The following is an 11,921-nucleotide window of genomic DNA, read 5'->3' as shown; positions in this document are numbered from 1 at the left end:
CGGCGGCCTGAACCTAGCCCCGTGTCGGGCTGCACCCCCGGCGATCAGGACACCCCGGAAATCGAACCGCCGAAGACGATAGGTCCGCGCGCCTCGATAACACCTGAATGCAGTGCAGGATGACCGGGAATGCGACTCGGCATCCCTGTCATCTACCTAAAAATGATTTGGGGGCCCGAAAGCCCCCAGTCGAAGAATCCAGTGTGTCGCCAGCCTGCCGCAACAGGCCGCGGAAAGTCAGTGCGCTGTCACCGGCGCAAGATCGTTCTGCCGAGCAAGAGCAAAGGCCAGACGACGGTCCTTGACCAGCGCCAGACGCTCACCATCCGCGCGGTGTACCGCATACAGCGTGTCACGCCCACCAACCTGCGCCTGAACATCCTCAGGAAGGTCCTCAGCACGGACAGACCGCACGTAAACCGTGTTGCCTTCGTCCATCAGCTTGGAAAAATCATATTTAACATGCATTTTCTCACCCCTTCCTAATCTTGATCGTCTGCACCACAGTCTCTGGCGCGCTTTGTGTCAGATCGACGTGCAGCAGTCCGTTCTCCATCACAGCTTCGCCCACTTCGACATTGTCTGCCAAAACAAATGTGCGTTGAAATTGACGGGCGGCAATGCCGCGATGCAGAAATACGCGTTCTGCGCTGTCATCCCGTGACCGCCCCCGGATCACGAGCTGGCGGTCCTCAACCGTGATGGACAGATCTTCCTCGCGGAACCCCGCTACGGCCAACGTGATTCGGTAAGATCTGTCAGAGGTCTGTTCAATATTGAAGGGCGGATACCCCTCAGAGGATTTCGCCGTCCGCTCCAGCAACCGCTCCAGTTGCTCAAAGCCCAGCATGTGGGGATAAGACCCCAACGTGAGTTTGCTCATGTCGTCCCTTTCAGTCCTTGATACAAGCGACCGTTTTGCATCAGTCCCGTCAGGCAACCGCTGCTATTCAAATATGGGAAAGGGTCTGTCTCGGTGCAAGGGGCTTTGCGTGAAGCCTTCGGTTCGCTATGTTAAAGGTCACAAGGATTGTCAGGAGCACTGCCATGAACGCGCCATCGGAACTCGCTATGAAAAGCGAAGACGTTCTGCGTGTGGAACTCGAAGTGTTTCGTCGCGAACACCGTGACCTCGACGAGTCGATCCGCGCCCTTCAGACGACCGGAACGGCGGATCAGATTACCCTGCAACGCCTCAAGAAGAAGAAACTGCAGCTGAAGGACAAGATCGCCCTGATCGAAGACCGGCTGCTGCCCGACATCATCGCCTGATCCTCACTGACCCGCACGCATGACCTTGACCATGCCGCCGGTGATCCGGGACGTATTTATCCGGCTCAGCGCCTGAACCATGGCCGCGCGCCGCTCAGGCGGCAACATCGCAATCCGCGCCTGCCGCACGCTGGTCTCAGGCCAAGGGTCTGCCAGAACGCGCATCGCGTTGCGCCAGGTCCTCATCCGCATTCCCTAACGTCGCATCCGGCTTGTCGCCGGTCTAAGGCTCTGTATAGTCCACCTTTCCCGCGATCCGGAGTGAATTATGGCAGAGATCAAAATCGGCATCATCATGGGCAGTCAATCGGACTGGCCCACCATGCAGGAGGCAGCGGACGTCCTCGACGAGCTGGGCGTCCCCTACGAGTGCAAGATCGTCTCCGCCCATCGCACCCCGGACCGTCTTTGGGACTACGGCAAGACTGCGGTCGACCGCGGCCTGAAGGCGATCATCGCAGGCGCAGGCGGCGCGGCCCACCTGCCCGGCATGATGGCCTCTAAAACCCGCGTGCCGGTCATCGGCGTCCCCGTCCAGACAAAGGCGCTCTCCGGCGTCGACAGCCTGTATTCCATCCTGCAAATGCCACGCGGCTTCCCTGTCGCCACCATGGCCATCGGTGCCGCAGGGGCGAAAAACGCAGGGCTGATGGCCGCCGCCATCCTCGCAAACGAGGACGAGAGCCTCGCCAAACGCCTCGACGACTGGCGCGCCGCGTTGTCTGCCTCAATCCCCGACACGCCAGAGCGCGACTGACTGCAAACATAGCCGCCACCGCTCCGGGGCGGCGACAGCCCCGGAGTACCCGCGAAAGCAAATAGGGATGCAGACGGCGTCTTTGCTTTCCCAGATACCTCCGGGGTGAGGCCACGAGCCAACGGGCCGCGCCCCGCCCCCTTGCCTCGCCCGTCATCTCGGGCCAAAAGCCTGACAAACAGGAGGCCCGTCATGACCACTCCCCTACCCACCGGTTCCACCATAGGCATCCTTGGCGGTGGCCAGCTCGGCCGCATGCTATCGGTCGCGGCATCGCGACTGGGGTTCAAGACCGTCATCTTTGAGCCGGGCGGCGATTGCCCCGCCTCTCATGTGGCGAACTACCACTTGCAGGCCAGCTACGATGACGAAGACGCGTTGAAGCGGTTCGCAGAGTCCGTCGATGTCATCACCTACGAATTCGAGAACATCCCGACCTCCGCGCTGGATATCCTCGAACAGATCAAACCGATCCACCCCAACCGCGAGGCACTGCGGGTGTCGCAGGACCGCCTGACGGAAAAGACCTTCCTCCAGGGGCTGGGCCTCACGGTCGCCCCCTTCGCCGACATTCCCGACCGGGCAGCATTGGACGCCGCGCTCGACACCATCGGCACCCCGTCGATTTTGAAAACCCGTCGCTTCGGTTATGACGGCAAGGGCCAGGCTCGCCTGAAATCGCCCGAGGACGCAGAGCAGGCACTGGCCGACATGAAGGGCGCGCCTGCGGTGCTCGAAGGTTTCGTGGACTTTTCTTTGGAAATCTCCGTCATCGCCGCTCGCAGCCAGGACGGTCAGGTTTCGGCCTTCGATCCCGGCGAGAACGTGCACGAAGGCGGCATCCTGCGCACGACAACGGTTCCGGCCAAGGTCCCCGCCCGCCTGCAAACTGACGCCGTTCTGATGGCGGGGCAGATCCTCAATGCGCTCGACTATGTTGGCGTCATGGGGCTGGAGCTGTTTGTCACGCCGGGCAAGCTCATCGTGAATGAAATCGCGCCTCGGGTGCACAACTCCGGCCACTGGACACAGAACGGCTGCACCGTCGACCAGTTCGAACAGCACATCCGTGCCGTCGCGGGCTGGCCGCTGGGCAATGGGGCGCGCCACTCGGACGTGGTGATGGAGAACCTGATCGGCGACGACATGGACCGCGTACCCGACCTGGCCCGCGATGGCGCCTGCGCCCTGCACCTTTATGGCAAGGCAGAGGTTAAACCGGGCCGCAAGATGGGCCATGTGAACCGCGTCACAAGCTGACGGAGGGCGGGGCACAGCCCCGCAGCTCACATCTCACTTCACATATATGTCAGCAACAAATAGCTGCCATTAACATCTATTTTCTTGCCAGACCGCTCAGGCGTGGTTAGGTCACGATCAAAGGCCCGCTCTGCGGGCCGTTCCTGTTTTCAAGAGCCGCATTATGTCCGTGACCACCTCCCCCGATGCCATCCCCCCCGTCGAAGACAACACCAAACGTGACAAGCAGGTCATTTTGCTGCTGTTGGTGTCTGCCTTCACCGTCATTCTGAACGAGACGATCATGGGCGTTGCTTTGCCGCGCCTGATGGCCGATCTGGGCATCACCGCCAGCGCGGGCCAATGGCTGACCACCGCCTTTCTGCTGACCATGGCCGTGGTGATTCCGATCACCGGATTTCTGCTGCAACGGCTTGCCACGCGGCAGGTGTTCCTCATGGCCATGGGCCTGTTTTCCGCCGGGACGCTGGTCTGCGCCACCGCGCCGGGGCTGGGCCAGCTGATCCTCGGACGCGTCGTGCAGGCCACCGGCACCGCCATGATGATGCCGCTGCTGATGACCACCGTGATGAGCCTCGTGCCCCCGGAAACCCGCGGCAAGACCATGGGCAACATCTCCATCGTGATCTCCGTCGCGCCTGCCATCGGGCCCACCATCTCCGGCATCATTCTCAACGTGCTGGACTGGCGCTGGATGTTCTGGCTGGTGCTGCCCATCGGCCTCAGCGCGCTTGCGCTTGGCTACGCCCGCCTTGTCAACGTGAACGAACCCAAGGATCGCCCGCTTGACCTGATCTCCGTTCCGCTCTCCGCTATCGGTTTTGGCGCGCTGGTCTACGGCCTCTCCACCATCGGCGAAAGCCACGGCGACGCCGCGGTTCCCGTCTGGGCGCCGCTGGCCCTCGGCATCGTGGTCATCGCGATCTTTGCCCTGCGCCAGCTCAAGCTCGGTCCCAAAGGCCGCGCCCTTCTGGATCTGCGCACCTTTGGCAACCGCGTGTTCACCGTGTCGGTCGTGATGATGGGTTTTTGCATGATGGCGCTGTTCGGAATGATCATCCTGCTGCCGATCTACATGCAGAACGTCCTTGGCATGGCACCGATCGAGGCTGGCCTGCTGCTGCTGCCCGGCGGCTTGCTGATGGGTCTTCTGGCCCCCACGGTCGGCCGCCAATACGACAAGATCGGCGCTCGCAAACTGGTCATTCCCGGCGCGATGTTCGTCAGCAGCGGCCTGTGGCTGATGGCCACCCTGAATGCTGAAACCGCCGTCTGGCACGTGCTGGTCGCCCACGTGATCCTGTCCATCGGCCTGTCCCTGCTGTTCACGCCGCTGTTCACCTCCGCGCTTGGGTCCGTCCCGAAGGAGCTGTATTCCCACGGCTCCGCCGTCCTCGGCACCACGCAGCAGGTGGCCGGCGCCGCAGGCATCGCGCTGTTTGTCTCGGTGATGTCGCTCGCCTCGGCGGCGGCAACCGCAGGTGGGGCGGATCTCGTCCATGCCACGGCCGCCGGCACGCGCGCGGGCTTCATGACCGGCGGTGCGATCTCGCTGCTGCTGATCGTGGCCGGGTTCTTTGTGCGCCGCCCGGCGGACATGCGCACGGACTAAGCGCCCTATCCAACAAAGCGGCCCGCCACAGGGCCGCTCATCCACGCCACCTGCCCGCCCGCGAGGGTCGCCACGATCCGACGGCTGTCGCGCTCCATGACCACCAGATCGGCACGCTGGCCGGGCGCGATCACGCCGCGATCCGTCAGCCCCAACAGCCGCGCAGGCCCGCTGGACACCAGCGCCCAGGCCCCGGCCACATCCAGCAGCCCAAGCTCGACACAGCGCCACGCCGCGCGCGCCGGGGACGGGTAATGGTAATCCGACGCCAGCGCATCACACAGCCCCGCCGCGATCAGATCCTGGGCGGAGGCATTGCCCGCATGGGACGCCCCCCGCACCACGTTCGGCGCGCCCAGCACGGTGAAATCGCCACCGTCCCGCGCCGCCTGCGCCGCTTCCAGTGTCTCGGGAAACTCCGACACGCGCGCGCCACGTGCCCGCCAAACGGACCGGTCCGCCTCAGTCTGATCGTCATGACTGCCAAGCGTCACGCCCTGCGCCACCAACCGTGCACAGAGCGCCTCCACCGCCGGACCAACCTCCGGCCCGCGCGCGTGAAGATCCAGCAACAGGCGGAAATAATCCTCTGGATTGCGCCGGCTTTTCAGCGCCTGCCCCGTCAGACGCGGCGGCTTGCGCCCCTCGGCCAGACGCGCGTGCGGCAGGTGATCGTTGAACACCACGTAACGGATGCCGAACCGCGCAATGGCCGCCTCGGCCGCCGCGAACTCATCCAGAAAATGCGTTTCCAACCGCAGCTGCAACCGCATGTCCACCGGCACGCTGCCGCGCATCACATCGACCGACTCGAACACCTCTCGGGCAAAATCCGGCCCGCGCAGGCCGCCTTCCCAGGACCAGAACTGAGCAATCACAGCCGTGGTGATTCCACAGGCCGCAAGCTCGGCGGCCACCGCCAGCATCCCCGCATCGCGTTCACGCAATGCGCCCCGGCGCGGTGCCATATGCCGCTCGAATCCGTCGCCATGAGCATCCACGAGTCCCGGCAACAGGTCGTAGCCCGACAGATCGACGGCGCGCCCCACGGCGCAATCCGCGATCAAACCGCCGCTCACAGGCACAGCGCAGCTGTCCCATCCCTCAGGCGTCAGCACCCGCGCGCCATTCAATGTCATGTCCAAACTCATGCGCGCTCCCATAGACCGACCGCCGCGCCCGCGAAACCCATCATCGTGCCCCCAAAGCCGGCGCCAACAGGCCCGCCCCACGCCCTCGCGGTTGTGCCACAAGCCACTGCCAGCGCAACGCAGAGCAGGCCAAGCGCCCTACGCGCCCTGCCTCTTTGCTTGGAAAACACTCACTGAAACGGTCCAACCCGCTGTCACGCCACCAGCTTTTCGGCGCGCTTGAGGTCCACGGACACCAGTTGCGACACCCCTTGCTCCTGCATGGTGACGCCAAACAGCCGGTCCATCCGGGCCATGGTCACAGCGTGGTGGGTGATGATGAGAAACCGGGTCTCCGTCCGGCGGCACATCTCGTCGAGCATGTCGCAGAACCGCGTCACGTTGGCATCGTCCAGCGGCGCGTCCACCTCGTCGAGCACGCAGATCGGCGAGGGGTTCGCCATGAACACCGCAAAGATCAGCGCCAGACAGGTCAGCGTCTGCTCCCCCCCCGACATCAGCGACAGCGTCGACAGCTTCTTGCCCGGAGGCTGGCACATGATTTCCAGTCCCGCGTCCAGCGGATCGTCGGATTCGACCATCACAAGGCTCGCTTCGCCGCCGCCAAACAGATGCGTGAACAACATGGTAAAGTTGCTGTTCACCTGCTCAAAGGCGGTCAAAAGCCGTTCACGACCTTCCCGGTTCAAAGAGGCGATCCCCGTGCGCAGCGCCTTCACCGCTTCTTCAAGGTCGTTCTTCTCCGACACCAGCGTATCGTGCTCGTCCTGCACCTCCCGCGCGTCGTCCTCGGCCCGCAGGTTCACGGCCCCCAACGCATCGCGCGCGCGTTTCAGGCGGGCAACCTCGCTCTCGATCTTCTCCGCATCACCGACGTCATCGGGCGTCGCATCCAACGTCGCCAACAGCGCTTCGGGCGTGGTCTCCAATGCCTCTTCGATGCGCGCGGTGGCCGCTTGCACGCTTTCGCGCGCGGCATCCGCACGGGCCTCGGCGCGGGCGCGGGCCTCGCGGGCCTCACCGGCCAAACGCTCCGCATCACGTTCCGAGGTCACGGCCTCCCGCAGCACGCTCTCCGCCTCGATCAGCCGGTCCTGCGCAAGCGACTTGCGGTCTTCAGCCGTGGCGATGCTGTCAGACAGCTCCTCGCGCTGTGTCGCCAGATCGTCGGGCACCTCGTAGGCATCGGACAGATCGTCCTCGGCTTCGGCCTTGCGCTCCGCCAGCTCCCCGGCGCGGGCGGTGGCATTCTCCAACCGCTGCGTCCAGCCGGACAGATCCTTTGCCACCTGCTGCGCCCGCCCCTTGCGGGCCTCGCCCTCGCGTCGCAGCTCATCTGCGGCGGAGCGGCGCGTCATCATCGTCATGCGCGCGGCCTCGACCGTCATCTTCACGTCTTCGGCCTTGGCGCGCACCTCGTCGAGATCGTCGAGCTGGTCCAGCGCCCGCTCCGCCTCCGTCAGCTGCGCCCGCGCGGTGCTTCCCTCGTCCTCGTAGCGCTTCACCGCCAGAGTGGCGCTCTCCAGCTTGCCGCCCGCCATGTCGTGATCCGCCTCGGCCCGCGACAACGCGCGCGCCGCCTCGGTGACGCGCTGATCCGCCATGCGCCGCGCCTCGCGCGCGTCCTTGTCCGCACGGGTCAGCTCCGCCAGCCGCGCCACCAACGCATCATGCGCCGCGCGCGTCCCGTCCAGCCGCGCCGAGGCCTCCGCCATTTCCTGCTTCAACCCTTCGAGCCGGTTCAACTGCTCCAGCCGCAGCGCCGCCGCCGAGGGCTGGTCTTCGGCCCAGGCGCGGAACCCGTCCCAGCGCCACAGATCGCCCTCCAGCGACACCAGCCTCTGCCCCGGCGACAGCTGTTGTTGCAGCCTCGGGCCGTCTTCCGCCTCCACAAGTCCGATCTGCGCCAGACGACGCACCAGGACATCCGGCACCGACACATGCTGCGCCAGCGAGGTGACCCCCGTCGGCAAAGGCTGCGCGACATCGTAGCCCGGCATGACCAGCCAACCCGACGGCCCATCGGCCTCCACCTCGGGCGCGCGCAGGTCGTCCGCCAAAGCCGCCCCAAGCGCCTTCTCGAACCCCTGTTCAACCTGCAACCGGTCCATGATCTGACCGCCCTCGGCGGTGTCCCGCTCCAGCAACCGCGCCAAAGCCGTCACCTCGGCGCTCAGCGCGTTCATCAGACCCTCGGCCTCGGACCGCTCGCCGCGTGCCTCCGCCTCGCGCGTCTGGCATTCGGCGCGCGCGCTTTCCGCGTCGGTCAGCAGCATCTCCGCCCGTTCCGCCATGGCGTCCGCATCCATCTGGCGGGCGCGGGCATCCTCGGTGGCCTCACGCGCCTGGCCAAGCCGGTCCTGCACATCCGCGACCAAGGCGCGCGCCTTCTCCGCCTCCGCCTCGTTGCGGGCAACCAGGCGCTGACAATCCGCCAGGTAGCGCTGCGCCGACTGGTGACGGGCCGCCAGACGCGCCACATCCTCGGTCATCTGGGTCAGATCCGCCTCGCGCATCTGCAATACGTCAGAGGCCTCGTGGGCGGCCTCGATGGCCTCCTCGACCTTGTCGTCGTGCCCGTCCGACGCCTCCGCCAGCTCGCGCGCCTCCGCCTCAAGCCGTTCGATGGTCTCGCCGGCGTCGCGGTTCAGGGTCTCCTCGCGGGCCATGTCCTGATCGAGCTGGGCAATGCGCTTGCGCAGCGTCTCGATCCGCTGCTGTGCCTGCTTTTCCTGATCCGCCAAAGCATCCCGCTGCACCAACAACCGTTGCAGCACCGCGGCGGCAATGGCGTCCTCCTCGCGCAACGCAGGCAGCGACTCCTCGGCAGCCGCCCGAGCGGTTTCCGCCGCGCGCGCGTCCCGTTCCGCGCTTGCCGCCGCCGTCACCAACTCACGCAACGCAGCCTCCGCACTGGCCCGCGCCTGATCCGCCTCGTGCCAGCGCCGGTAAAGCAGCATGCCCTCAGCCTGCCGCAGCTGCTCGCCGATGGCCCGGTAGCGCGCGGCCTGCTTGGCCTGTCGGGCCAATTGCCCCAGCTGCCCGGCCAACTGCTCCACCACATCGTCAACACGCAGCAGGTTCGCCTCTGTGCTGCGCAGCTTCAGCTCCGCCTCATGGCGCCGCTGATACAGGCCCCCGATCCCGGCCGCATCTTCCAGGATCTTGCGCCGGTTCTTTGGCTTCGCATTGATCAGTTCGGAAATCTGCCCCTGCCGCACCAGCGCGGGCGAGGTCGATCCCGTGGCCGCATCCGCAAACAGCATCTGCACATCGCGCGCGCGGGTGTCCTTGCTGTTCACCTTGTAGGCGCTGCCCACGTCGCGGGTGATGCGACGCACCACCTCCAACTGGTCGGTCTCGTTAAAGCCCGCCGGCGCAAGGCGGTCCTGATTGTCGATGATCAGCGACACTTCGGCAAAGTTCCGGGCCGGACGGGACGCCGCACCGGCAAAGATAACATCCTCCATGCCGCCGCCGCGCATGGCCTTGGCCCGCGTCTCGCCCATGACCCAGCGCAGCGCTTCGAGCAGGTTGGATTTGCCGCAACCATTCGGCCCGACCACGCCGGTCAACCCGGTCGAGATCAACAGATCTGTGGGGTCCACAAAGCTTTTGAAGCCTGTCAGACGGAGCTTTGAAAACTGCACGCGCGCGATTCCTTTTGAGACCTGCAATTTGGCGGTTTCATCGGGTCCGAGTCAATCAGATCGCGCCGGATTTGGCAGAGCCTTGCCACTTGTCCCCAAGATATTGTGGCAAAACACAGCATCCGGCTGTGCACGCAAAACACGATGAAAGACGGAATGCCTCTGCCCACGTTTTTGAAATATCACGTCGCGCGATTGGGAGTGTTCAAAGCTCAAGGATACCGAAAATGAAGCGTTTCATGATTTTGGCACCGTTTTATCGTTGATGGCCTGCGCCAATGCCGAAATTTCGACCCCGCCGGTCACGGTTGTCCCGAAAGACCGGGCCGCAGCCGTCGGCATCGACGTGTACGGGCGCGCGCGCGCAGCGGGCAATCCGGTGCCGCGCTTCCGGGGGCAGGAAACGGTTCAGATAAGAACCTGGGGAAATGGCGAACAGGGCCGCACTGAATTGACCGGCGTTCCATGCCTGATCGACAGCGGCACCTATGCTGCGAACTTCACCACGCCGGCCAATGTCATCGTGCCCGATGACGGCCCGAACTCCCCGGCGCTCTTCGTTCGGTGCGAGACTGAAACGCAGTCCGGCTCGATCACGGTGAACGTCTACAACGACACCAACCAGCAACGTCAGCAAAGCGCGGCAGGCGCCGGTGTCTTGGGTGCCATCATCATCGGGGCCGTGGCCGCAGCGAACACCGATAACGAAACGGATGATTTCAAATACCCGGCGCTCACGGTCAACCTGAAGAAAAAGAAGGACTAAAGCGCCTCTACCGGTGCCTGAAACACGTCAGGCGCGGATGCATTCCAAATCCAAAGCGCCCTGCCCCGCATCGAAGTATTCGCAAAACAGCGTGTGCTTGCGACGGGGCAGAGGCGGCGCACGATGACCATCGCATTCCAGCCCGATGGTCATCATCGTCGGATCACCCAGCACCCAATCGGCGCGGCACCCCGTTTGCGCCTGTGTGGCGACCCCGGCGTTTCGGGCGACATCCTCGAATTTCGGCAGCATATGAGAGCTGGTGCGAATAGCCTCGACGAAGTTGCCACGCCGCCGCAGGGTAAACGACGTGCCCGCCTCAACCACCTTGACCGCAGGCGCGCCAGAAAAGCCCGGACCGGGCGTATCGCAGGCGGTTAACAATATCAGGGGCACAAAAGGGATCATTCGCATCAGGCCAGCGTGCGCCACGATGGTTAGCAAATTCTTAATCGCGACCAGACAGGCAACTGAACCGCTCAGGCCGTTGTGCACCCACCACAAACCAGACGTCCGAATTTACGAAGCCCGCCCCATCAGTCGCCGTGACGCGGGAAAGGTCAGAACGTGACCTCGACCCCCGGCAAATTCAGCGCCTTGATCAATTCGCGCAGCTCTTGGCGTGCCGCCACGTTCGAGATGTTGAGCTGCTTCACGCCCACATCCTTGAGATCCAGAAGCGTCAGCCCGCGCGGGAACAGCTCCCGGAACACGACACGCTCCGAAAAGCCCGGCGCCACGCGAAAGCCGATCCGCTTGGACAGACGGTCCAGCGCCTTTTCGATCTTCATCTTGTTGACCATCTGCTGCGCGCCCAGACGGTTGCGCAGCACAACCCAGTCGATCGGCTGCAACCCGGCCTGCGCCCGCACCTGACGCGCGGCCCAGACCATTTCGGAATAGACGGACGGACCGATGATCTTGTCGCCCTCCGAATCGATATGCGCCAACAGATCGAAGTCGATGAAACTGTCGTTCAGCGGCGTCACCAGCGTGTCCGCCAGCGAATGCGCCACCTGTGCCAGCCGCGTGTGCGATCCCGGGCAGTCGATCAGGATGAAATCATTGGTCTCGCCCAACCCGGCCACAGCCTCGCTCAGACGACGGTCGTTCGCGTTCTCATTGGGGCCAAGGGCCTCTTTGTCGATGTTCGGCAGATCCGTATGACCGGGCGAGGGCAGCTCCAGCCCGGCTTTGGCCAGGAAGGCCGCGCGGTTGTCCAGATATCGGCCAAGGCTGCGCTGCCGCAAGTCCAGATCCAGCGTCTGAACCCGATGTCCCAGCCGCGCCAAGGCGGTTGAGATATGCATCGACACGGTGGATTTTCCCGCGCCGCCTTTTTCATTCCCGACAACGATGATGTGTGCCACGCTCGACGTCCCTCAGAAAACACCACGTGTTGCCCGTGGTTGGCTGTGCCGCACCCTATAAGCTGGGGACGGCCATGGAAAGG

12 protein-coding genes are annotated in these 11,921 nt (G+C 64.4%); 5 read left to right on the top strand and 7 right to left on the bottom strand.

What is annotated here, in order from left to right:
- Positions 1-237 precede the first annotated feature (237 nt).
- Positions 238-468 (bottom strand): DUF1150 family protein, encoded by a 231-nt coding sequence (locus GGQ68_RS02130; protein WP_183962739.1) that lies wholly within the window; start codon positions 466-468, stop codon positions 238-240.
- A gap of 4 nt (positions 469-472) precedes the next feature.
- On the bottom strand, positions 473-883 hold the full coding sequence (locus GGQ68_RS02125; protein WP_183962738.1) for an Hsp20 family protein: 411 nt from the start codon (positions 881-883) through the stop codon (positions 473-475).
- Between the two features lie 164 nt (positions 884-1,047).
- On the opposite strand from GGQ68_RS02125, the gene GGQ68_RS02120 reads away from it, so the two are divergent.
- Positions 1,048-1,272 carry a YdcH family protein gene (locus GGQ68_RS02120; protein ID WP_183962737.1) on the top strand — a complete coding sequence of 75 codons (225 nt, stop codon included), beginning with the start codon at positions 1,048-1,050 and terminating at the stop codon, positions 1,270-1,272.
- Between the two features lie 3 nt (positions 1,273-1,275).
- On the opposite strand, the gene GGQ68_RS02115 is transcribed toward GGQ68_RS02120, so the two are convergent.
- Positions 1,276-1,458 (bottom strand): hypothetical protein, encoded by a 183-nt coding sequence (locus GGQ68_RS02115; protein ID WP_183962736.1) that lies wholly within the window; start codon positions 1,456-1,458, stop codon positions 1,276-1,278.
- Between the two features lie 82 nt (positions 1,459-1,540).
- Here GGQ68_RS02115 and purE point away from each other — a divergent pair, with 82 nt between their 5' ends.
- From purE to GGQ68_RS02100, 3 genes are all read left to right on the top strand, one after another.
- Positions 1,541-2,029: a 5-(carboxyamino)imidazole ribonucleotide mutase gene (gene purE, locus GGQ68_RS02110; protein WP_183962735.1), complete on the top strand. Its 489-nt coding sequence runs from the start codon at positions 1,541-1,543 to the stop codon at positions 2,027-2,029.
- Between the two features lie 192 nt (positions 2,030-2,221).
- The gene (locus GGQ68_RS02105; protein WP_183962734.1) at positions 2,222-3,289 is read left to right on the top strand and encodes a 5-(carboxyamino)imidazole ribonucleotide synthase; all 1,068 of its coding nucleotides are present in this window, start codon (positions 2,222-2,224) and stop codon (positions 3,287-3,289) included.
- Positions 3,290-3,452: 163 nt separating this feature from the next.
- Positions 3,453-4,901 carry an MDR family MFS transporter gene (locus tag GGQ68_RS02100; protein ID WP_183962733.1) on the top strand — a complete coding sequence of 483 codons (1,449 nt, stop codon included), beginning with the start codon at positions 3,453-3,455 and terminating at the stop codon, positions 4,899-4,901.
- Between the two features lie 5 nt (positions 4,902-4,906).
- Here the strand turns inward: GGQ68_RS02100 and GGQ68_RS02095 are convergent, their stop codons facing one another.
- Together GGQ68_RS02095 and GGQ68_RS02090 are read right to left on the bottom strand one after the other, a co-directional pair.
- Complete coding sequence (locus tag GGQ68_RS02095; protein WP_183962732.1) at positions 4,907-6,052, bottom strand: alpha-D-ribose 1-methylphosphonate 5-triphosphate diphosphatase; 1,146 nt, start codon at positions 6,050-6,052, stop codon at positions 4,907-4,909.
- Positions 6,053-6,246: 194 nt separating this feature from the next.
- Positions 6,247-9,702 (bottom strand): AAA family ATPase, encoded by a 3,456-nt coding sequence (locus tag GGQ68_RS02090; RefSeq protein WP_183962731.1) that lies wholly within the window; start codon positions 9,700-9,702, stop codon positions 6,247-6,249.
- A 265-nt stretch (positions 9,703-9,967) separates the two neighbouring features.
- On the opposite strand from GGQ68_RS02090, the gene GGQ68_RS02085 reads away from it, so the two are divergent.
- Positions 9,968-10,468 (top strand): hypothetical protein, encoded by a 501-nt coding sequence (locus GGQ68_RS02085; protein WP_183962730.1) that lies wholly within the window; start codon positions 9,968-9,970, stop codon positions 10,466-10,468.
- Between the two features lie 27 nt (positions 10,469-10,495).
- Here the strand turns inward: GGQ68_RS02085 and GGQ68_RS02080 are convergent, their stop codons facing one another.
- Entirely contained in the window at positions 10,496-10,864 is a 369-nt protein-coding gene (locus GGQ68_RS02080; RefSeq protein WP_183962729.1) for a hypothetical protein, read from the bottom strand.
- A gap of 164 nt (positions 10,865-11,028) precedes the next feature.
- Positions 11,029-11,838, bottom strand: a complete 810-nt coding sequence (locus tag GGQ68_RS02075) for a division plane positioning ATPase MipZ (protein ID WP_183962728.1) — start codon at positions 11,836-11,838, stop codon at positions 11,029-11,031.
- Positions 11,839-11,921 lie beyond the last annotated feature (83 nt).

This window comes from Sagittula marina (assembly GCF_014196795.1).
GTDB classification, from domain to species: domain Bacteria; phylum Pseudomonadota; class Alphaproteobacteria; order Rhodobacterales; family Rhodobacteraceae; genus Sagittula; species Sagittula marina.
The sequence above is the reverse complement of the archived record's forward strand: the minus strand, read 5'-3'. Positions and strand labels throughout refer to the sequence as shown.